Genomic DNA, 21,665 nt, shown 5'->3' on the forward strand with positions numbered 1-21,665 from the left:
CCGGTACATGAAGAATTTATTCTTTAACCGCGCCGATGGTCAGACCTTGAATGAAATAGCGCTGGAAGAAAGGATAGGCCAGAATAATCGGCCCGGTTGCCAGAACGACCATGGCCATCCGTGACGTATCCTGCGGCATGCTCTGAAGAGCGGCCATGCTAAGAGATGAATTCTGAGAATTCTGCAGGATGAACTGCATGCTGGTCTCAATCCGCATCAGCATGGATTGCAGTGGAACCAGGTTGGGATCATCAATATAGAGAAGTGCATTAAACCAGTCGTTCCAGTAGCCGAGGGTGCTAAACAGTCCGATGGTTGCCAGACCCGGCAGGGAAAGCGGCAATACCAGCTTGTAGAATATTTTAAATTCACTCGCGCCGTCGATTTTACCGGATTCAATGATGGCATCCGGAACACTCGTGCTGTAGAAGGTTCGAAGAATCATAATATAGAAGGCATTAACCGCCAGTGGCAGGATCAGAGCCCAGATCGAATCCTTCAAGCCGAGCAGTTGCGTTGCTACGATATAAGTCGGCACCAAACCGCCGTTAAACAGCATCGTGAAAAATGCAAAGAACGAGAAGAAATTACGATATCTGAACCCTTTGCGGGAGACCGCATAAGCGTACAGCGAAATAATAAACAAACTAATCAGCGTACCTACAACCGTCACAAAAATCGTAACGCCGTACGAACGAAGAAGTGTATCCCCGGTTTGGAATACATATTTATAAGCCTCAAGGCTCCATTTTTCCGGCCAGATCTGATATCCGTTGCGGGCCAGAGAACCTTCATCTGTAAATGAGATGATCATCACGAATAAGAACGGAAATACACACAGGAACGAGAAAATACCGGCTATCAGGTTGAATACGACATTCCACCCGGATGAAAGCTCATGGAAATCTTTCATCTTGCTTTTCGATTTGAACACATCACATACCCCCTTCTTGGTAGATTGATCGATTAGAACAAAGCGTTATCCTTGTCATATTTACGCACGATGTAGTTGGATACCATAACCAGGATAAAGCCGACTACCGACTGGTACAGTCCTGCAGCGGTACTCATTCCGATTTCGCCTGTTGTTTTCAGACCACGGTATACATAGGTATCGATAACATTCGTTACAGAATACAACGTTCCCGAATCCCTTGGCACTTGATAGAACAGACCAAAGTCAGCGTAGAAGATTTTACCGATCGCAAGAAGAGTTAAGATTGTCATCAGCGGTTTCAGCATCGGAAGGGTAATGGCTTTAATCTGCTGCCATTTGTTCGCTCCGTCAATCATTGCCGCCTCGTACAAGGATCTGTCGATCCCCATAATCGCTGCCAGATAGACAACGCTGTTGTAACCTACGGATTTCCACAAGCTGATCAGCGTCAGGAATATCGGCCAGTACTTGGCCTCGGAATACCACTGAACCGGCTCCATCCCGAACCAGCCCAGGATTTGATTCAGCATCCCCTTGTCCATGCTCAGGAAACTGAAAGCAAAATAACCTACAATAACCCAAGATAAGAAATACGGCAAGAACATCCCGGTTTGATAGATTTTGGCCAATTTCTTGTTCACGATTTCAGACAATACGATAGCCAGTGCCACGGAAAGAACGAGACCGAGAATAATAAACACAAAATTATAAAGCACGGTATTGCGGGTAATGATGTAAGCATCGTTGGTACTGAACAGGAACTTAAAGTTTTGGAAGCCTACCCATTCACTATTAACGATGCTTGCCCAGAAGCCGTCCCGGCTAAAGCGGTATTCCTTAAATGCAATGATCGTCCCGAACATAGGCAAATATGAGAATAAGAGAAACCATAGGGTCCCCGGTAAAACCATGAACAGCATGGCCTTATTCGTCATAATATTTTTGAAAAACTGTCCGATTGCTCTCACGCTTACCCCTCCTCGTGAAGTATATGAATGAACAAAAGAAGGGCGGTGAACATCCGCCGCCCCGTCCTTGTTCATGCTGAAGCGGTATCTTTGCCCATAGTGGACATGCGGACTGCTTCATGCATTGTTATTACTTGCTTGCTTTCCAAGCATCAATTTGGCTTTGTGCTTCAGCCATGATCTTGTCCAGGCCAGCAGCTTTCAGCTTTTCATTCGCTTTTGGCAGGAACTCTTCCGGATTCACGGTACCTGTCATCAGCGGTGCCCAGAACTCTTCTTTTACGTTATTGACTGCAGCGAGCTCTGTGGATACTTTGGTTGGATCGAAGTTGAAACCGAGCAGCGGAGCAGGCTTGCCGGACTCGTTAAACTTCTTGAACTCTTCCCATTTGTTCTCGGGATCTTCAGGATTCAAGTACGTCAGCATAACATTCCCAAGTGCGAAGGTAGGCATGTCGTAGTTTTTCGATTCTGGCAAGTTTTCCATTACATTCTCGCTAAGCTTCTTGTAATGCACGTCTTCGATACCGGAGTCAACCAGGTTGCGAAGATATACGTCCGTGTTCAGCAAGTTCAGGAATTCCATCGCTTTCTCAGGGTACTTCGAGTTAGCGGAGATCGCTTGCATGGAACCCATAACCGACCAGTTAAAGATGTTGGCATCGCCAGCCGGCGTGGATACGACCGGATAGCCATAGCTTTGGCTCCACAGATTGTCTGCGAACGGCTGTGTTGCCGCACGATCCGCAAACCAGTTGCCGGATGTCATCAGGTCTTGCGTCGAAGTTGTTGTAGCTGCTTCTGGGGAGATATATCCCGCTTTGTAATACTTGTTCATCAATTTGAGCATGTCCATCGTTTCTGGCATTTCGAGGAAGTTCACAACTTTTAATTCTTCCTTGTCATCCAGGTATACAGCCATTGGCATCTTTTCGATGATGTAATCAAACGGAAGCAGCGGGCCGAAATCCTTGCTTACGGCCAATGGAACAACGTTTGGTTCATTTTCCTTAATCGTTTTGAGCAGTGGCTCCAGGCTTTCCATCGATTTCACGCCTGAAATATCGAGATTGTATTTATCAAGCAGTGTTTTATTAAAGCGCCATGCTTCTTGAGCAGGAAGCTCTTTATTTGCCGGAATTGCGTAATTGTGTCCGTCTACCTTGGAACCTTCCAGGAACGCCGGATCAATTGCGTCTTTAATGCCTTGTCCATGGCTTTCGATCAGTGCATCCAATTCCATGAATGCGCCTTTACGTGCATTTTGTACATAGTCGAAGGCCCATGAGCTTGTGAAGAGGATGTCCATCGGTTCGCCGGAAGCTGCCATTACCTGCATCTTCTGGTTGTAGTCACCGAAGTCGATCATTTTCATGTCAACGGTTACACCAATCTTCTCAGTTGTGTATTTATTGATTTCCTCTTCAACCTTGTCAACATCCTTTTGAGGTGTTCCGATCGTGTACCAGATCAGCTCTACCGGTTTCTCGGCAGTTCCCCCGCCATTTCCTGCACTCTCTTCCTTATTGCCTCCACATGCTGACAGCAGCATGGATGCGGACAAAAGAAGCGTAAGCGGCAGAAGCCATTTCTTTTTCGATTTACTCATGTTTATCCTCCCTTTTGAATCCTTGTGTCTCTACACCTATAAGGTTATCCCATGAAAGCAGTTTCACATAGGCGAAAAATTAAAGGAATTATGGTGAAAATAAAGAAAAAAACTCTGATTAAATCAATCAGAGCATTCCTCTAAAGTCTCTTGGCGATACGCCGACAAACTTTTTGAACTGTTTATAGAAATAACCCGTTTCCCAGTAACCTACATTTTTTGCGATATCTTGAACTTTGGCAGAGGAGTTTCGCAGTAGTTCTTTGGCTCTATCGATGCGGTACCTGTTAATATACTCCGTAAAACTCTCTCCCGTTTCTTTATGAAAGAGATGCCCAAGATACACGGGATGAATATGGTATTGGGCACCTAACACCTTCAATGACAAATCCTCGTTAAAATGCTGCTGGATATGGTGCAAAATCTGCTGAATGACAGGGCTCTTCACGTCATTGTTGAGCGAGTCAACCAGACCGCCGACCCCTTCTTTCACGGCCGTAATCAAGTCGTCTATCGATATGGACTCCATAATATCGGTAATCGTGTTTTTTACAAAATCGGGGGCAGCCGTGTATTGAATATCGTTAAGCTCCAGCTTCAGGCGAACAACCATCTCAACCGCGACACTCTTCAGTATCGTTGGGGTCATGCCCTGCGTGTGGCGAAGCCGGTCAAAATCGCTGTCGATCAGCTCAAACAGCCCCTGCTTGTCCCTGCCAGCGATGCCTTTTGCATACTCAGGCCACTGGACCGTGTAGGATTCCGCGGCTTCGCCCTTCTTCGCCTGAACATCAACATAATCCACGTAGGAGGGCTGCTCCAGCACGAGATAGTATTCCTGTGCCTCCTTCGCATGGAGATAGCTATCCTTATAATTTCCTCCGAGGCTCTCTATGCTCCCAAGCGATATGCACAGCTCCTCTTCATAACACTGCTCGCGCACCTGCTGCAGGAGCCTGATTGCCCTCGCCTTTTCCGTATCCGGCTCCCTCATCATAAATATCACCACATGGTCGCCGTCATTGTCCCGGAAATACATAACGCCCTGCTCCTGCTCCATCAATTGATACAGACAGCTCTCAAGCGGCGTGAAATCAGCTCGCAGTATGGATGCCATGACATAGGGCAAATTCAGGTTCAGCCCCAGAAGATTAGCGCGTTCCTCCAGCTCCTCCGGCTCAATCCGGTCCGTGATCCAGCGGTATAGAATATTGCTTCGCAGAATGTTAATGTCGTATTCGTCCAGTCTCATTTCTCTCTTGGCATTGTTCATCTTATCGGTCGTACTGGCAATGGTCTCTTCCAGTTCCTTCAGATTGATCGGCTTGAGCAAATAATTCTCGATCCCGAGACGCATACCTTCCTTCAAATAGGCAAAATCGTCAAAGCCGCTGAGGATGATCACCTTCAGATTGCGGTTCAGCTTGCGTGCGCCTTCTATCAATTCAAGTCCTGTCATCACAGGCATTGATATATCCGTTATGAGGATATCAACGGGGACGACCGCCATCTTCTCCAATGCCTGGCGACCGTTTCCTGCGTGACCCACCACCTCAATGCCATACTTGGACCAATCCACGACATCTACCAATCCTTCTATAATGAACGGTTCATCATCCACGATAAATACCTTATACATTGTTATCCAACTTCCCTTCTGTCACCGGAAATCTGACGGTCACCGTCGTTCCGTTACCCGGCTCACTCTCGATGTCCATCCCGTAAGAACTTCCAAACGTCAGCTTTAACCGTTCATTCACACTTCGCAGCCCAAAGGATTCTCCGTTGGACTCAGCCATCTGCAGTCTTGCACGGATATCCTCAAGCCGCTTTGGTTCGATTCCCTTCCCGTTATCCTTGATCACAATGCAGACCTCACCGTCCTGCTGCGTAGCGGTGATCGATAGCCAGTTATCATCCTGGTCGCTCCGCAATCCATGTACAATATAGTTCTCAATGAGCGGCTGCAGCGACATTTTCATCATCGGCACACTCTTGATTGGTTCCTCGCAGAACATTTTATAAATATACTTGTCCTTATAGCGAATACGGAACAGTTCCAGATAGAGCCGGCAAGCTTCCAGCTCATCCTTCAACGTATAGTTGGACTTGCGCTGTACGATATTCTTAAACAGCATCGATAAGCTGTAGATCATATCACCAACATCCTGAGCGCCCTGAGAGAGAGCTCTCATTCGTATCACTTCAAGCGTATTATATAGAAAATGCGGGTTAATTCTGGCCTGCAGCGCGGACAGCTCCGCGTTCTTCTGGTTGATCTCCGCTTTATATACCTTATCGATATATCGTGTCAGCTCATCCAGCATTTCATTAAAGCTGCCGGCAATTTGCCCCAGCTGATCCTCCTTGGTATCCTGCATCCGGGCAACAAACTCGCCCTTCTCCACCTTGCGCATGAATCGGATGATGTTATCGGTCCGCTTGGAGTAGTTCACAATCATCAGGGCCGGAATGGAAACGGCAACAACAATGCATAACAAGGCTGCAATAATAATCGTGCTCTGCAAGCCATGCAGGGATTCCGCAACCTCGCGCTTCGGAGTAATCCCTACCACCGTATAGCCCGCCTGATTGTGAGCCGATATGGTTACATACGACTCCTCGTCCAAGAATACGGTTTCTTTGGAATTGAGCAGCCGCTCCGCATACGGATACTTCTCTCCATAATATCTGCCACCAGAATCAAACATTACGCTGCCATCACCCGATAGGACCATTACAGATCCCTTCATCTCATCCTCGCTGCTGTTCAGCACGGTTGCGAGCGCTTCCGTCCGGAATAAAACAAGCAGCTGCCCCAGATTCTTGTAGGTGGTCATATCATTGATCGGACTCCGTATCGAGAATAGCGGTACAGCGGCATCTCCAGCCAGCTTGCGAACCCAGAAATTCGGCAGTGTGACGCTCTGGCTTTCCATGGCCATAACATCGGGTATGTAAGAATGCGTAGCGTTCGCCTGATAGAGCCGGGTCATGCTGCCCTGTTTATATACATACACATACTGCTTCTCGGCACTGTACAGCATAATATTCTCAATATCCGGATCATCATCCAGCCGCTGCTTAAAGTATGCAAGCACACTGTCCGTATTGGACTGTCCGCTGCCCACAATCCGGTTCATCCGCTTGGCAATATATTCATTAAACGAGTTCATGAGAAAGTAGGAGGTGTCAAGGCCAAGGGAACCATTGCGATACAAGTCATTCACGTAGGACTGTACATTCTCATATTTTTGATTAACGTGCCGCTCCACCCGTTCAACTCCGCTGCGCTGGATATCCAGTTCGCTGCGAACAGCGGATTGAAACAAGAAATAATACATTAGAAAAGATAAAGTTACGATGGTGACCACCGCAATCAGGGAAATCAAGAGCAGCATTTTGGTAAACATATTATTTTTGATGTATTTTTGATAAAACCCAACAGGAGACATCGGTTATCCCCTTCCTGATGTAAAGCTTTTCATTATTAAATATAACATCGACCCGCCCTTATCAACGGATGAAATTTCTTCCAAACCGTGAAGGTGCAATCTGCCTATTTTAGGCCGATTCTGGGTCGAATGCCTTCCCCGATTCATAACATGGATGAAAAAGGAGGTGGATGATGATGCCCAAGTACCGCATCATTGTCGATGTGGCCAACTATCAGCTGCATTTGCTGGACGGTGACGCCGTGGTACATACGTACCCGATTGCTGTAGGCAAAATGGCCACGCAGACCCCTCCCGGCAATTACACAATCGTCACCAAAGAGCCCAATCCAGGCGGACCATTCGGAGCTTATTGGTTAGGTTTGTCCAAACCGCACTACGGCATCCATGGCACGAATGATCCTTCATCCATCGGCAGATCCGTTTCCCATGGCTGCATTCGGATGTACAATGAGGATGTTGTGCAGCTTGCTTCGCTCGTACCCCTGCATACCCAGGTCACCATACGAAACTAATAACATAGACTGGTGATTTCAAATCCCTCCAAATTGGTTAAATACAAATGTTATATGGTACTTACGTATTTACCTATTCGTTGTTATGGAGGGATTGCCCATGATGCAGAGCAAATATTTCAGGACATGCTTCGGTATAATCGCGCTGCTCTTAATCATTTATCTAGGATCCGAGATCAGCTTTTTGTTCCGCCCAATCGTCTCCATGATCAACATGTTGATTGTTCCTGTCGCGATGGCCGGCTTCTTCTATTACCTGCTTCGGCCAATTGTCGATTACCTGGAACGCCAGAAAATCAAACGCTCCATTGGTGTCTTGATGCTGTATTTCGTGTTTGCCGGACTCTGTGCGATCTTTGGCATCGTGGTGTGGCCGACACTTCGGGAACAGATGGAGACTTTCATAAGCAACGCCCCTTTCCTAGTGGAGGGCGTCCAGGAACAGATTGACCAGCTGCAGCAGAATCCGTACTGGTCCCGCTTCATACCAACCGAATCAGAGTTGACCACTTCGCTCACGGAATATATGAATCGTATCATTACCTGGATTAGCAACTCCATCAACAACCTGATTACCGTTGTATCCGGTGTTGTTATCATTATTGCTACGATTCCCATCATTCTGTACTACATGCTCAAGGAGGGCAACAAGCTGCCGCCAAGATTGCTCAGCGTTCTGCCTAGACGATTCCGCCGTGACGGTCAGGAAGTGCTGGGTGAGATTGATTCCGCACTCAGCAATTTTATTATCGGCAAAGTCATCCTTAATCTTATACTTAGCGTTCTGATTTATATCGGATTTTTAATTATTGGACTGCCCTATTCCTTGCTGTTAACCGTGATCTCCTTCTTCTTGAATTTCATTCCGTATATCGGTGCGCTGCTTGCAACCATCCCTGTCGTTATCGTCGGGTTCATTGAAGCTCCGTCCATCGCCATATGGTCTGTCGTTGTCATTGTGATCGCACAGCAAATTCAAGATAATATTCTGACCCCTGTAATCTATGGCAAACAGCTCGATATTCACCCTCTCACCACGGTGGTCCTTATTCTGGTAGGTGGAGATTTCTTCGGACTCCTCGGTATCCTGCTCGCTATTCCTGCCTATATGATCATTAAAATTCTCGTGGTGCGGATCTACGAACTCTTCCTTGCTGAAAAAGTAGAGGAGGCTTAAACGCTTCAAGGAATTCTGCTTATCCTTCATTCAAACAAAAAAAGGATGTCCCCGCCAACTTTACGATGGCTGCTGGGGACATCCTTTATTCAAATAATTACGCATTGCCCCGCAAGGACCGAACGACAAAATAATGCTCGTCCTTACGCAAAATCATTCCATTTGACAGCGTGACCGTTTCCTCATCATGAGAAGCAAGAACGGCCTGAGAGGAGACCAATTGATTACCCCTCCATACCATCACACAAGATCCAAAGTAGACTGCATTATCAAATTGAATCGTATGATTCACGACATAACCGATAGAGTTTAGAGCCGGAGAAGAATTTCTCGGCATTATTCTATGAATGGAGCGAAACGGGATGACAAGCTCCCCCGGGCCAAGAATGACCTTCTCCTGAATGGGGTCCCATGATTTCAACACACCTTCAACCGTGCTTTTCGCCCCGTCTAAACGCTGAATGACAACATGACGACCGATCCAATGCTTCATGAAGGTCACCTCTCGCGGATTATTCAACTCCATCGCCCGGTGTGCTTGGGATGTCCCAATTCACCGGATCCATACCCTTTTGCATTAAATAAGCATTCGATGCTGAAAATGGACGACTGCCGAAAAAACCTTTGTGCGCTGCAAATGGACTCGGATGATTGGACTCAAGCACCTTGTGCCGACTTCGGTCTATGAAAGAACCCTTCTTCTGTGCGTAACTGCCCCATAATATAAACACCATTGGCTGATCGCGTTCATTCAGCTTTGCAATAACGGTATCCGTGAATCGCTCCCACCCGATTCCTTTATGCGAATTGGGCTCACCTTCGCGTACCGTAAGAACCGCATTAAGCAGCAGCACCCCCTGATCAGCCCATGACTGCAAAGAGCCATGGTGCGGAACAGGTACACCCAAATCGGATGCCAGCTCCTTATGGATATTGCGCAGAGACGGAGGAATCGTAACTCCGGGTGAAACGGAAAAGCTTAATCCCTGTGCCTGCTTTCGTCCGTGATAGGGATCTTGTCCCAAAATAACGACTTTTGTGGATTCATACGATGTTTGGTGAAGAGCTCGAAATATATCTTCCTTAGGAGGATACACCGTGCTGCGCCGGTATTCCTCGTCCACCCGTTCCATCAACGCTTCAAAATAAGGCTTATCCATCTCTCCGTTCAGGATAACGTCCCAATCATTGTTAAACATCCGCATCTCTCCTCCCCTCCTCCTCACACAGGTCAGCGTGGAATTATAAAAGAATGCGATTTTTATAGAAAGGACTTTAACGTCTTCCATTCCGTTTGTTCCGATAATAGCCTTCGTCAAAAAAATTGACCTCTTGTCAATTTAAAAAATAAGCCGGCACCCATACAGGGGGCCGACTTATTTGCATCTTACCAGACGCTGTTATAATGCCGAGGACGGGGGTCGAACCCGTACGGTAGTCACCTACCGCAGGATTTTAAGTCCTGTGCGTCTGCCAATTCCGCCACCCCGGCATATTTTATCTTAGATTCGCTCTATTCAAATCACCATATGGGATTCATACCGATTAACGGAAAATTTTGCGATTCTTTTCGTTCTGGCGACAAAATCGATAATACCATGTCTAACCATATGATGTCAATATATGAAACTCATATTTTTTCGCATCACCCTGAATGCGATCCCCCATTTTTCTCGATTGCCCCGAGTCGCTGCTCTAATTCATCGATTCGATCGCGCTGCTCCGTTATGTCCGATGCTTTACCGGAAGCCTTTACCTTTGTCCAATCCACCACCCCCTGGTAGCGGCTCACGTCAATCCCTTGGGCATTCGAACGATTACGTGATTGCATCTGGATCACTCCTTTCTACCATTACATGCTCTGCATGCGGAACATGCTTGTGCCGATCGGTGTTTAATGTCGAACGGCGTCTGAGCCAGACATTAGGAATAATTTTACCGTGTTCACCAAATGATAAAGAAGCTTGCATGTCACATGCCAAGACTAGAACAGCAGAGAAAAGGATAATGATCACCATGAAAAAGCTCTCAACTGTTATATGGCTTACTCTCTCCCTCTCCCTGTGCCTTAACGAGCATGTTGATGCAGATCATGTGCCGTCTGCTTCCAAGGGAAGAGACTACTATGAGGAGCGCGGAGAGATCGTATGGGAAGTGCCCACACCCAGCAAAGTGATTGCCCTCACCTTTGATGATGGTCCGGATGCACATACGACCGTTGAAATTCTGGATCTGTTAAAACAATATGGCGCAAAGGCGACTTTCTTTGTTGTGGGCAACCGGGTGGAGAAACACCCCGATATCGTGGCACGTGAGCTTCACGAAGGGCATGAAATAGGAAACCACTCCTACACTCATCCTTCCTTCCACAATATCAACGCCAGCAAATTAACCAGTGAACTGAACCGGACCCAGGAAGCGATTTTCAAAGCGACAGGCAGTAAAACCGTATTGTTCCGCCCGCCCGGTGGAAGTTACAATGAATCCATTGTAAGGACAAGCAAAGATATCGGTATGCTGACCGTATTATGGTCATGGCACCAGGATACGCTGGATTGGCGAAAGCCCGGCGTTAACCGGATCGTCAAAAAGGTTCTGGATAACGCGCACAATGGAGACATCGTGCTTATGCACGATTTTGTCCCGACCAGTACACAGACGGTGGAGGCGCTCAGCGTGATTTTGCCGGAGCTGCAAAAGCGTGGCTTCACATTTGTTACTGTATCCGAGCTGCTCTCCTATCATGATAAATCGCATAAGTTTATTGAAGTAAACCACTGATTCATCCCATTGCAATGCTAAAATAACCGCTGCCTGCAGGAGGTAACGGTTATTTTTCATCAGCTGATTTCTCGCTGTTTCGGACATTCAAACTCCCACTTGAATATTTTAAATCCATTTGATAAGATACAGAACGAACGTTCAGTATAGAAAAATAATGACAAAATCTGTACCTATAAGGGGGGCGCTAATGAACAAAAAACAACAGCAAAGCGAAGACACCAAGCGGCGCATCGCTGAAGCGGCCAAAGCCCTCATTATGCAAAAAGGATACAAGTCGACCTCGATTGAGGAAATCGTTGAAGCAACGGGAAGCAGTAAGGGTAACATTTACTACCACTTTAAAAGCAAGGAAGGGCTGTTTCTGTATCTCATCGAAGAATGGGATCTGGAATGGGAGCAAAAGTGGAGCAGCAAAGAACATCAATATACCACCATCACAGACAAATTGTATGGCATCGCTGATCAATTGGTGTTTGATGATTTGAACCACCCGTTCTCCAAAGCACTGGATGAATTTCTGAACAGCAACGAGAGTATGAGCGAGGATGTGGAACAGCGGATTACCCAGATCATTCGGAATCGACTCGAATTTAATCAGAAATTGCTGCAGCAAGGGATTGATCAGGGTGAATTTGAGAACCATAACGTGGAGCATCTCTCGATTATATTTGAAAGCTTGATCGCGGGTTTAAGCCAGATGTCTCAAATGGCTAAGCTCGACAATGTGCTCGCGCTTTATCATTCCGCCATTCGTGTGCTCTTGTATGGTATCGCCAAGAAACCTGGCATGAATAACGGCAGATAAACGTTCCATTTTTTGTGGAATGTTACAAACCGAACGTTCAGTATGCAATTATATAAACATGTAAATCACGACAACACGTGGGATCGTCATTTATTTTTGGAGGAATCATCATGTCATTACTGCTGCGTAATAATGGAGCGATCCTGCTCCTCATGTTCAATATATTTTTAGTCTTTACCGGTATCGGTCTGGTCATACCCATTATGCCCACCTATATGACGGAGCTTAATATTAACGGCAGTACCGTGGGCATGCTCGTGGCTGCTTTTTCATTAACGCAGCTGCTGTTCTCGCCACTCGCGGGCCGCTTGTCCGACTCCGTAGGACGTAAAAAAATTATCATCTCCGGTATGATTGTATTCGCCTTATCGGAATGGCTATTCGGGGCTGCCAGCACGCCGACGCTGCTGTTTGCAGCCAGAATGCTTGGCGGCATAGGCGCCGCACTCATCATGCCTGCCATTATGGCCTACACGGCTGACGTGACTTCTAATGAGGAGCGTGCAAGAGGCATGGGCTTCATTAATGCTGCGATTACCACCGGATTCATTATCGGGCCGGGAATCGGGGGTTTCATTGCTGAATTTGGGATCCGGGTTCCCTTCTATGCAGCCGCGGTCGCGGGCGGTATCGCTGCCTTGGTAACGTTAATTCTGCTGCCCGAATCTTCAGCCAAACAAGAAGCGCCTACCGTACTGGGACGGAAGAAGGAGAGTCTGTTTCTCCAGCTGGCGCGTTCCTTCAGAGAGCCCTATTTCTTAAGTTTGGTCATTGTATTTGTTCTCTCCTTCGGTCTTGCCAATTATGAGACTGTGTTCGGATTGTTCGTGGATCATAAATTCGGTTTTACCCCCAAAGATATTGCCATGATCATAACATTTGGTTCGATTGCCGGCGCCGTTGTGCAGGCCACAATATTCGGATGGATCCTGAACCGGTTTGGGGAGAAAAGAGTCATCACACTCAGTTTGTTAACCGCGGGGATATGTATACTGTTAACCCTGTTTGTGCATAAGTACTGGTTGATATTCCTCGTAACCTTCCTGGTGTTCCTGTCGATTGACATCCTGCGTCCCGCTATCGGTACGCAAATGTCCAAGCTGGCCAAGGACCAGCAGGGCTATGTTGCCGGCTTAAACTCCGCTTACACCAGCCTTGGAAATATCGCAGGCCCGCTTGTGGCCGGGTATTTGTTTGACCTGGATATCAATTATCCGTACATCGCTGCCTCCATCGTGCTCATTCTCTGCTTCTTCCTGGCCATGCGTGCCGGCAGAGCCTGGTCCGCTACCGAAGCCGTCATGAATGAACGTTGACGAACAGGGAAACGATCCCCCTACCGCTATATCTTTATAACATGGAACAAGCGCTCGTCAGCATCTGACGGGCGCTTGTTTTGCTATGTATTTTAATAAGCCACCAAGACAATGATTGCCAATAGAGCCACAAGCGCAAATAAAAGTGCCCAGCCCAACTCGAAGCGTCTTTTTTCTTTATAAGCCTTGAAGGCTTTTCTCGATTCAAACACGAATACAATCACCAAAAAGGCAAGCAACACAGGCAGTCCCCAGGACTGATTCAATACCCATTCTGACACTATGATCCCCCGTCCTATGTACTAAAATGAGCTGACATACCAACCAGCCGCAGCCCTTGGATTACGTCTGGTCTTTAACGGCTCCTCTAAAATGTAACGCAAGTCGCCTGCGATTACAAATTCCCCAAGGAGAACATGTTGAAACCACGGAGAGATTTGGGCGTATTGTTTCAAAGGACCTTTCGTGAAAACATGATGATCTGATTCGTCATTCGTGACAAACGAAGAACTAAGGCAGCAGCAACAACCCTTACAAAATGGAGGTGCACAAGAAGTATGAAGAAGTTGGGAAGAACCCAATTAGAGCATTCCGGTGGTGTTATATCCTTGATCTTCGATGTTGTACTTTATATCCCCCGCTTGATCATCAGATGGTTAAACTGATACCAAGCAGCACGCTCGCTATGATCATTTATGGCTGCAGCCATATAAACAAAAAAAAACCCGCCAGCCAAGGCTAGCGGAGTTCTTCAAAGCATCATTCACTTATAATGTGAAGTTGGATAAATGACTGCATTTCCTCTAACTTCAACTTCAAGCTCTTTTATTCCAGCAATATTAATTTCAATCTGTTCAGGCTTGTCCTGGGGAATGAACAACGATTTCAATTCTTCTCGGTTGTCCTTGTTCTTGAGAATGATCGTTACATCTTCTTGGATTGCACGTACATCCAAAACCAGTGTTTGATATTTAGATTGCGGGAAAAGATACACACTTGGCAATGAGCCCTTAGTAAGAATGACTTCCTTAAATTTATCCGTGTATTGTGTATCTCTAGACAAAGCTGCGTTATAGTACTTTATTTGCTCATTCAAAATAGGGGTTATTAACAGCTTCTTTCCCAGTGGACTGCATTCGGCAGTACATTGCGCTGTCAAAAACCTCATCCCATGCATCGGCATACTTTGGGTTGTCTGTTTGAATGCTGAGCGGCTTCCCGAGTAGATAACCAACCTTCTGGTCAACCAATTTACGCACAAACGCATTAGCCAGCTTGTTATTGGCTAAGTTACCGACAGGTTCTTTTGCGCCACTAGCTCCAATATGTCCGTTTTATTACGGTAATAGAGTTCTCCAATCTCCATCCATTTCCGCTTAGGGGAGGTCCTCCACCCGCCAATCTCAAGCTGAATGATTTGCTCTAATGTAGCTGCCGTCTGGGCACCACGAATGATAATGTCTTCAATTTCCTTTTGATATTCATCTGTCGGCCACAATAATGACACGATATTCCTCCTTTCACGCTTTCCCCGGGAAGAACACTCCGCCCCGACGCTTCACGATGGTATGAACAAAATAACGATCACCGTCCATTTGGTGATCGTTCTCTTTGACCGGCTTATCTTCGCCGTGTGCAGCTGCTTTCTCATCCCAAACATAGGAGCTGAACTCCTGGAATGTCTCTTTACAGCAGTCATTGTACTTGATTAGTCCTTCAACTAATGCTGAAGCCACGTCACGGATCCCAGACTCGAGTCAACGCTTCTTCCAGAGCGATGATGTCGTCAATTTGACGGAATGTCTTTTCCTCAATCTCGGATTCTACCAGCTCCGTGCGCGTGACGGGAATCGTCTAGTCAGACCGGATTTCTCATCGTGCACCGTCACGGCTTCCTTTACCGACTTGAGCTCATACAGAATCCGTCGTTCCTTTTCGGTCAGACCGTTGGTCAGTCGTTTGATCCGTAGCAACATCCTACGTTCGCGGATCTCGAATTTCATAATAGCTTCATCCGCCTGCAGGATCGGGTCCGTATCAATCAGATCGATGAGATCCAGCTCATCACCTTCCAAGGCATCAAGCCAAATCGTTTCATACTCCCCCGTCTTTACGGCTTTTTTGTTGCGATGTGGACTACCGGTTCCACCCTTATTACCAAGTGCTCTTTTATTGCCCGGAGGTGCTCCGCTGGTGGAACATCATTACTCATAAAATCACCCCCTCGACATCAAATTTCGACATTAGGAAGGTTTTTCCTTCTTAACACAAGGCCGTCTGCTGCAGAACTGCTTCGCGCCCGTTCATTCGCCCCATTCACACCTCTTACACTTCTCTGGTTGTTTTGGCTTATAACGTTATCGCTGCACTTTATTATGTTATCGTCCTATTAGCATTGATTATCAGGGGAAAAATACAGCGCATGCATGAATAATGATTGCTTGGGGAATTTTAAAAATGCAAAAACCAAAACAATATAGGAGGATTCAAATGAAAAATCCCCTCAATACCACAAGAATTAATTTTGATCAACAGCAACCCAGTCTAAATTTCAGCGGCCCTATCAGTAACACAGAAACATTAACCACTGCACCTTTGCAATCTCAAGCACCTCTCCAACCACCACTAACTAAAAGATATTGCCCAATAAATACTGAGGCATACGGCTACTATACAGGGAGTTATAAACCTGATTATGCTGTTGATCGTCAGGAGACTAGTCAATGGTTCATCGCTAGTACTCGGGGTGAAATATTGATTTCATTTCCAAGTTCCGAATACATTAATTCCATTGAGTTTACTGCCTCTACTGGTTTAGACGCAAATTTTGAATACACAATTGAGGGCAATAAACTTGGAGAATTGCCCAAAATAATCGGAAAAGCGACAAGATTTATTAGAGGAGGCTGGGCAAGGGTCGAAATCGAACCAATTGTAATTGCTCCTACTGGATGGTACGATCAAATAAAAATAATTTGTGAATCTATTAACGTACCCAATGCTTATGCTTCAATAAATGAAATCTACCTACAATAGGCGTCGTTGAGCAAAAATCAGAATAAGCGAGAAGAGGTACGCCCCGGTCATATGCCGCATTCATGCAGCCGTGCGTGTCATTCTCGCTTTTTCTATGCTTCTATAGTAACATGGTAAATTTATCAGGTGGTGCTCAAGTTAGGTTCAATAAATGTTCAAATTGGGCTCTCTTTAATATCGGGCTTTACTTACTATTCAACAGACACAGATAAAGCATTGTAAATATGATCCAAGGCTTGAATATCTTTTGTACTTAACCCATTTCTTTGTCCGATAATTGCATCAGGATCTTTTGGAACGATTGTGTCCTTGCCATTTTTGGAGAATGCATTTCGAGGATAATGCATTAAGGAACCATAATCATACAATCCAACATCTTCCCCATCTGTTATGTGCTGATCAAAATTATGTTTATTTTCTTCAATTATGTTTTCATAATAAATAGTTACATAGCTATTTCGATCTTCTCTTGATTGTTCGTGCCACAAACCAATTGCATGTGCCATTTCATGGATAACGTTTCCTTTTGAACAATTATCCGCCAAGCGAATATCTTGTCTACCACCAATCATGCCAATATGTGAAGAGCATCCTGTTGAATGAATAAAATATACATAGTTAGGTTGGTTACTCCTTTTCACAAAACGTATACTCGTTTTGTTTTCCCATTCTTTTATCGCCTCAGTAATTCGATCCTTATTAGGAAGAGCAGAATCAACTTCATAATAAACTGTTTTGTTAGGCCATCTAACATTTCGGATAGGCTCAAATATTATGGCTTCCGTTTCCATTTTATCTTTTGAAATTATCTTCCTTTCTTCACCCAACACAATATCTCCATCAATAATAACCATTCCGTCAATTGAGTGGTATGCTATTTCTCTCCATGAGCCATCTTTAAGCTTGATAAATCCTTTCAGAGGCATTTTGTTATATATTTCCTCAGAGTAAACTTCACAAAAATGTTGTTCCACTTTTTCTACACTCCTTCATTTTTAGGTATAGTGTTCAACAAAATCGAGTAAAGGATACTCCAGTTAATTTAGAGATTTATGGAATATGCTCTATGAAATTCTGTATCTTAGCTAACGTGAATTACTCTCTCCGATGAGCATCCTGCTCAAAGAACCCCATGAGCTTCAAACTGTTTGCCATACTCTCAGTGCCTTCTGATATCTTCCGCCGAATAGTACTGTCACTTAGACCATGCCGGAAGAACAGCAGCGTCTCCTTATAGGAGTAACCTTGCATGTACCTGTAATCGACAGCTCTCTTTGCCTCATCGTCCTGGATCAAACTGAAAGCCCTTCGAAGCTGATGAGTATAAAACTGGTACTGCTGATACACCCAACGTTGCTTCTCGATCAGAATCGTAGCATTGGCCGTCTTATCAGCATGCAGATCCTCCTGATCGATGCGGCGAGCTGCTTCACCATCAATAGCCACTTGCCTTAATTTTTCTTCGAATTTTTCAAAATCGTGCATAAGCATTGTCATCTCTTTATATTTTCCGAGCAGGAATTTTGTGCGCTGGATCTCCGCTTCATTCGCTGTTGGAAAGAGTTCCCCTTGCCCCCATGACATCGCCATTCCCCTCAATCCCCTTTGTGATATAATCGTTGAGAGAAATATATTACCTATTGACCCCCGACCCGGCCAAGGATTAGGGGGTCTTTTCACTTCTAAATATCATCAGAGCCCACATCGTCAGATTTGATGTTCAAATCCGTACATTGCGGATTAGAATCGAATCTGCCCGACTCGATTTGCTTGATAATGTCCGTCAAAACCGACTCACGCCCTAAGTAAAATCGAGTATTCTTTTCCTTAAATTTTTCTTTGATGCAAAACTCTAATTCCTTTTTCAATCCTTCCAGCAGCTTTGTCTGGTCTATTAGCTTTACTTGCTTATTCATGGGCTACATCTAGTCTCGACAACCACCGAGTTATGTCCATTGCTAGCTCAGTGTTTGGTGTCAATTCAGCGTATTGAAACAACGCTCCAACCGCAGCTACGTCCTTGTCCGGCATTAATACAAAACATGATCCATCAACCGCACGACCGGTCTCATTGTCGATCACTGTGTACTTGTTATAAAGCCCTGGTTTCGGCTCCACGCCAACATCCACCACCTTGATTGCCCGCGGGCTTTCGCCCTTCTCGATAGCTCCCCTCAAGACCAATCTTTCCAGAATATTGTGCGCTGTTGAGGTTGATCTGCAGTTAATCCCTTTCGCAATCTCTCGCACGGTTGGAGGATAACCATGCTTATTTACGCAAAATTTAATGAAATTTAAAACCTCTGCCTGCCGAGCTGTTAAACAATACTTCTCGCTCATCCCATCACCTCGTCCCAACACTTATCACATAAAGGTGGTTCAATGGGGTTTCCCATACAGCCACACTCTCGACCGTTACAACAAAACACAGGTGTATAGTTTTCTAATGGCGTTCCACACTTTAAGCATTTCTCTTCTCGTTGATCATCCATGCGGCACCTCCAGTAGTTCAGGATCCTCCAAAACCTCATACTCGATCTTCCCATTCGCCTTCTTCCCACTTTCTTAACGGGAATGTATCAACTGTGAAATATCCATCCTGGCAGAGACTGACCTCCCGTTTGTTGATGACATCCAGGTAAAACCCGCATTCCTCCTCAGACCATCGAACGACCGCTCTCTCATTCCATTCGTATGTGATGCCATAATCCAGTTCCTGTATACCAGTGATTAGAACAGAGGCATTCTCGTATATTTCCTTGCTATTGCGATCGGGCAGTCCGGTATACTGGCCGACTGTTTCGGAATCGACTTGATGTGGGCCATTATCGGTATACAGCCAGTATTCCTTGCCGCCATCAGTTGATTCGACTACATGGACGCCAAAGCCATGTAACCATTGGTCATCGCAACCCTAGCTAATGTCTCAGCCGGAAATCTCCCTCGACCAACTTCCAGGTAGTAATAACCGTTTGGGCTTTCGTAGCCCAATAATTGAGACATTTCCTCTAGAGACAACCCCTTCAACTTACGAAGTGTTTTTATTTTTTCTAGATTGACCTTTTTCACTCCACCACCTCCACATTACCATTTCGGTAACTCCTGATACGATTATAATTTGCCAATTCGGTAATACCAATAACTTAATTACCTTTTTGGCAATTTTATTTCATTGCCATTTTGGTAATGCTATTATTGTTTCATGAACTGACAAAGAGGGAGTATATATGAAGACTCTTGGAGATCGAATTAAATATTTAAGAGAAAAAAAAGAAATAACACAAAAAGAATTGGCTACCAAAACAGGTTTAACTGTTGTTCAACTCTCTCGATATGAGACTAATGACAGAAAGCCTGATCCTGAAGCATTAAAGCAAATTGCAGATGTATTAGATACTAATGGCGATTACCTGCTCGGACGTACTAATGATTCCTCGCCTAAAATTACTGCCAACAAAGAAGATGATGAAATCGAGGAATTGCTCGACGATCCAGTACACGGGGCATTCTTCAAAGGATATCTGGATGCCCCAGAACAAAAAAAGGCAGAGATGCGCCAATTTTTAAAGTTCATTTTGGAGCAAGAGAAAGATCGTAAACCTGGTCAACAACAAGGGGAATAAATCCTATAGCAAGTACCTCATCCGATGGGGATATGTGAGCGGAGTTTAACAATGAGTATTTTTGACCTATTTAGAGTAAAGAAAATAAAGGCCGAGCTTGAAAATGTTCGCCAGGACTATGAAAACTTAAAAGTAATTATGACACCCGAACATCAAGATGCATTCGATTTGACAACAGAAATAACAAAATTATCTCAAAAAAAAGATTCACTTCTAGCCGAGATTCAACACAATAAAAATCAACTGGACAAGATGCAATTACAGTATGAAATCAAATCTAAAGACATACTAGATCTGGATGACCAAATTAGTTTGGAATCGTTCTCTCTCTATAAACCCAAGTTTGAATTCGCAAACAGTACTGTATTCAAACAAAAACTAGATACATTGAGAGATGCGCAAAAGTTAATGATCAAGGAAGGCACTGCGTGTGAAGGTAGCCAGAGCTGGACAGTAAACAATAATAAGACCGAAGGAAGAAAAATGGTCAATGATATGATTAAACTTTCACTTAGGTCATTTAACAATGAATGCGATGCCTGCATTTCGAATGTAAAGTTTAATAATATTTCCACTTATGAAAAGCGTATTTTCAAATCTTTTGAAACTCTTAATAAGCTTGGTAAAATAATGCAGGTTAGAATTTCTGAAGAGTATTTCCAACTTAAATTAACAGAATTATATCTCGCTTATGAATATTCCGTAATGAAACAAGAAGAAAAAGAGGAACAACGTCAGATTCGAGAACAAATGCGTGAAGAAGCTAGACTCCAACGTGAAATTGATGAAGCTAGGAAAACTATTGAAAAAGAGAAACGTCATTATTCAAATGCTCTCGAAAAAGCAATAAAGCAGCTTGATCTCTGTAAAACAGAAGAAGAGCGCTTGCTCATTCAAGAAAAAATAAGTGAGCTAGAAAAAAGTCTACATGAAATTGAAGCCAATCTTAAAGAAGTTGACTATCGTGAAGCCAACCAAAGAGCTGGTTACGTTTATGTAATCTCTAATATAGGCTCATTTGGAGAAGGTGTATTTAAAATCGGTATGACTCGTAGACTAGACCCATACGATCGAGTATACGAACTCGGAGATGCTTCGGTACCATTTAATTTTGATGTTCATGCTATGATTTTTTCGGATGATGCCCCCACCCTTGAAGCAAAGTTACATAAGACGTTTGAAAACAATCGTCTAAATATTATTAATAAGCGAAGAGAATATTTTAAAGTATCATTGGACGAGATTGAGAATGTAATAAAAAATAATCATGATAAATCTGTTGAATTTACTCGAACATCTGATGCGGAAGAGTATCGCGAATCAATTTTGATTAGAACTCAGCGAGAGAATGTTGATTCAGAACCACCACATATTTCTTGGCAAGAGGTAGCTGTTGGCAATCAACTGACGGAAAAAGTATAGAACAGATACTAAAGGAAA

27 protein-coding genes, 1 tRNA gene and 1 pseudogene are annotated in these 21,665 nt (G+C 44.8%); 8 read left to right on the plus strand and 21 right to left on the minus strand.

Translation table 11 applies throughout. The features are described from left to right. Positions 1-16 precede the first annotated feature (16 nt). From WDY75_RS21845 to WDY75_RS21865, 5 genes are all read right to left on the minus strand, one after another. Positions 17-913, minus strand: a complete 897-nt coding sequence (locus WDY75_RS21845; RefSeq protein WP_036638029.1) for a carbohydrate ABC transporter permease — start codon at positions 911-913, stop codon at positions 17-19. A gap of 53 nt (positions 914-966) precedes the next feature. Further along, positions 967-1,896 carry a sugar ABC transporter permease gene (locus tag WDY75_RS21850; RefSeq protein WP_164481452.1) on the minus strand — a complete coding sequence of 310 codons (930 nt, stop codon included), beginning with the start codon at positions 1,894-1,896 and terminating at the stop codon, positions 967-969. A gap of 139 nt (positions 1,897-2,035) precedes the next feature. Then, on the minus strand, positions 2,036-3,514 hold the full coding sequence (locus WDY75_RS21855) for an ABC transporter substrate-binding protein (protein WP_006209136.1): 1,479 nt from the start codon (positions 3,512-3,514) through the stop codon (positions 2,036-2,038). A 127-nt stretch (positions 3,515-3,641) separates the two neighbouring features. After that, the gene (locus tag WDY75_RS21860) at positions 3,642-5,153 is read right to left on the minus strand and encodes a response regulator transcription factor (protein ID WP_036637960.1); all 1,512 of its coding nucleotides are present in this window, start codon (positions 5,151-5,153) and stop codon (positions 3,642-3,644) included. After that, the gene (locus WDY75_RS21865; protein WP_063479003.1) at positions 5,146-6,969 is read right to left on the minus strand and encodes a sensor histidine kinase; all 1,824 of its coding nucleotides are present in this window, start codon (positions 6,967-6,969) and stop codon (positions 5,146-5,148) included. Before WDY75_RS21865 ends, WDY75_RS21860 begins: the two co-directional genes overlap by 8 nt. Positions 6,970-7,145: 176 nt before the next feature. On the opposite strand from WDY75_RS21865, the gene WDY75_RS21870 reads away from it, so the two are divergent. After that, positions 7,146-7,484, plus strand: a complete 339-nt coding sequence (locus WDY75_RS21870) for a L,D-transpeptidase (protein WP_036638025.1) — start codon at positions 7,146-7,148, stop codon at positions 7,482-7,484. 100 nt (positions 7,485-7,584) lie between these two features. Beyond that, positions 7,585-8,661, plus strand: coding sequence for an AI-2E family transporter (locus tag WDY75_RS21875; protein ID WP_063479002.1), 1,077 nt, complete (start codon positions 7,585-7,587; stop codon positions 8,659-8,661). 97 nt (positions 8,662-8,758) lie between these two features. On the opposite strand, the gene WDY75_RS21880 is transcribed toward WDY75_RS21875, so the two are convergent. The 4 genes from WDY75_RS21880 to WDY75_RS21895 all read right to left on the minus strand — a co-directional run bounded on the left by WDY75_RS21880 (position 8,759) and on the right by WDY75_RS21895 (position 10,492). Then, on the minus strand, positions 8,759-9,154 hold the full coding sequence (locus tag WDY75_RS21880) for a hypothetical protein (protein WP_006209132.1): 396 nt from the start codon (positions 9,152-9,154) through the stop codon (positions 8,759-8,761). A 19-nt stretch (positions 9,155-9,173) separates the two neighbouring features. Further along, positions 9,174-9,860, minus strand: coding sequence for a uracil-DNA glycosylase (locus WDY75_RS21885; protein WP_063479778.1), 687 nt, complete (start codon positions 9,858-9,860; stop codon positions 9,174-9,176). 207 nt (positions 9,861-10,067) lie between these two features. Next, a tRNA-Leu gene (locus tag WDY75_RS21890) sits at positions 10,068-10,153 on the minus strand. 153 nt (positions 10,154-10,306) lie between these two features. Continuing rightward, the gene (locus WDY75_RS21895; protein ID WP_063479001.1) at positions 10,307-10,492 is read right to left on the minus strand and encodes a hypothetical protein; all 186 of its coding nucleotides are present in this window, start codon (positions 10,490-10,492) and stop codon (positions 10,307-10,309) included. 185 nt (positions 10,493-10,677) lie between these two features. On the opposite strand from WDY75_RS21895, the gene WDY75_RS21900 reads away from it, so the two are divergent. The 3 genes from WDY75_RS21900 to WDY75_RS21910 all read left to right on the plus strand — a co-directional run bounded on the left by WDY75_RS21900 (position 10,678) and on the right by WDY75_RS21910 (position 13,566). After that, positions 10,678-11,442 (plus strand): polysaccharide deacetylase family protein, encoded by a 765-nt coding sequence (locus WDY75_RS21900; protein ID WP_036638018.1) that lies wholly within the window; start codon positions 10,678-10,680, stop codon positions 11,440-11,442. A gap of 190 nt (positions 11,443-11,632) precedes the next feature. After that, positions 11,633-12,250, plus strand: a complete 618-nt coding sequence (locus tag WDY75_RS21905) for a TetR/AcrR family transcriptional regulator (RefSeq protein WP_063479000.1) — start codon at positions 11,633-11,635, stop codon at positions 12,248-12,250. 110 nt (positions 12,251-12,360) lie between these two features. Further along, entirely contained in the window at positions 12,361-13,566 is a 1,206-nt protein-coding gene (locus tag WDY75_RS21910) for a tetracycline resistance MFS efflux pump (RefSeq protein WP_006209127.1), read from the plus strand. 92 nt (positions 13,567-13,658) lie between these two features. Here WDY75_RS21910 and WDY75_RS21915 read toward each other — a convergent pair whose 3' ends face one another. From WDY75_RS21915 to WDY75_RS21940, 6 genes and pseudogenes are all read right to left on the minus strand, one after another. Next, the gene (locus tag WDY75_RS21915; protein ID WP_006209126.1) at positions 13,659-13,847 is read right to left on the minus strand and encodes a hypothetical protein; all 189 of its coding nucleotides are present in this window, start codon (positions 13,845-13,847) and stop codon (positions 13,659-13,661) included. A gap of 482 nt (positions 13,848-14,329) precedes the next feature. Further along, positions 14,330-14,725 carry a hypothetical protein gene (locus tag WDY75_RS21920; protein ID WP_338842220.1) on the minus strand — a complete coding sequence of 132 codons (396 nt, stop codon included), beginning with the start codon at positions 14,723-14,725 and terminating at the stop codon, positions 14,330-14,332. After that, entirely contained in the window at positions 14,655-14,825 is a 171-nt protein-coding gene (locus tag WDY75_RS21925; protein ID WP_338840785.1) for a hypothetical protein, read from the minus strand. Before WDY75_RS21925 ends, WDY75_RS21920 begins: the two co-directional genes overlap by 71 nt. A gap of 26 nt (positions 14,826-14,851) precedes the next feature. Next, entirely contained in the window at positions 14,852-15,073 is a 222-nt protein-coding gene (locus WDY75_RS21930; RefSeq protein ID WP_063478998.1) for a hypothetical protein, read from the minus strand. Between the two features lie 13 nt (positions 15,074-15,086). After that, positions 15,087-15,314: pseudogene (locus WDY75_RS21935) on the minus strand (PBSX family phage terminase large subunit); the annotation flags it as partial. Between the two features lie 75 nt (positions 15,315-15,389). Continuing rightward, the gene (locus tag WDY75_RS21940; RefSeq protein ID WP_063478996.1) at positions 15,390-15,641 is read right to left on the minus strand and encodes a hypothetical protein; all 252 of its coding nucleotides are present in this window, start codon (positions 15,639-15,641) and stop codon (positions 15,390-15,392) included. 415 nt (positions 15,642-16,056) lie between these two features. Between WDY75_RS21940 and WDY75_RS21945 the strand changes: the two genes are divergently transcribed. Continuing rightward, a complete protein-coding gene (locus WDY75_RS21945; RefSeq protein ID WP_063478995.1) occupies positions 16,057-16,602 on the plus strand; it encodes a hypothetical protein in 546 nt (181 codons plus the stop codon). Positions 16,603-16,793: 191 nt separating this feature from the next. On the opposite strand, the gene WDY75_RS21950 is transcribed toward WDY75_RS21945, so the two are convergent. The 6 genes from WDY75_RS21950 to WDY75_RS21975 all read right to left on the minus strand — a co-directional run bounded on the left by WDY75_RS21950 (position 16,794) and on the right by WDY75_RS21975 (position 19,671). Continuing rightward, positions 16,794-17,576, minus strand: a complete 783-nt coding sequence (locus tag WDY75_RS21950) for a M12 family metallopeptidase (protein WP_082834318.1) — start codon at positions 17,574-17,576, stop codon at positions 16,794-16,796. A gap of 121 nt (positions 17,577-17,697) precedes the next feature. Then, entirely contained in the window at positions 17,698-18,192 is a 495-nt protein-coding gene (locus WDY75_RS21955; RefSeq protein ID WP_063478994.1) for a hypothetical protein, read from the minus strand. Positions 18,193-18,284: 92 nt separating this feature from the next. After that, positions 18,285-18,518 (minus strand): hypothetical protein, encoded by a 234-nt coding sequence (locus WDY75_RS21960; RefSeq protein ID WP_063478993.1) that lies wholly within the window; start codon positions 18,516-18,518, stop codon positions 18,285-18,287. After that, positions 18,511-18,942: a hypothetical protein gene (locus WDY75_RS21965; protein WP_063478992.1), complete on the minus strand. Its 432-nt coding sequence runs from the start codon at positions 18,940-18,942 to the stop codon at positions 18,511-18,513. Before WDY75_RS21965 ends, WDY75_RS21960 begins: the two co-directional genes overlap by 8 nt. Positions 18,943-19,129: 187 nt before the next feature. Further along, positions 19,130-19,441 carry a YopX family protein gene (locus WDY75_RS21970; RefSeq protein ID WP_338842215.1) on the minus strand — a complete coding sequence of 104 codons (312 nt, stop codon included), beginning with the start codon at positions 19,439-19,441 and terminating at the stop codon, positions 19,130-19,132. Positions 19,442-19,473: 32 nt separating this feature from the next. After that, the gene (locus tag WDY75_RS21975) at positions 19,474-19,671 is read right to left on the minus strand and encodes a helix-turn-helix domain-containing protein (protein ID WP_063478991.1); all 198 of its coding nucleotides are present in this window, start codon (positions 19,669-19,671) and stop codon (positions 19,474-19,476) included. A gap of 158 nt (positions 19,672-19,829) precedes the next feature. Between WDY75_RS21975 and WDY75_RS21980 the strand changes: the two genes are divergently transcribed. Both WDY75_RS21980 and WDY75_RS21985 read left to right on the plus strand, forming a co-directional pair. Continuing rightward, the gene (locus WDY75_RS21980; RefSeq protein WP_063478990.1) at positions 19,830-20,225 is read left to right on the plus strand and encodes a helix-turn-helix domain-containing protein; all 396 of its coding nucleotides are present in this window, start codon (positions 19,830-19,832) and stop codon (positions 20,223-20,225) included. A gap of 51 nt (positions 20,226-20,276) precedes the next feature. Further along, positions 20,277-21,647: a DUF4041 domain-containing protein gene (locus WDY75_RS21985; protein ID WP_063478989.1), complete on the plus strand. Its 1,371-nt coding sequence runs from the start codon at positions 20,277-20,279 to the stop codon at positions 21,645-21,647. The last annotated feature ends 18 nt before the right edge of the window (positions 21,648-21,665 follow it).

Source organism: Paenibacillus glucanolyticus (assembly GCF_037333485.1).
Lineage (GTDB): Bacteria > Bacillota > Bacilli > Paenibacillales > Paenibacillaceae > Paenibacillus_AQ > Paenibacillus_AQ glucanolyticus.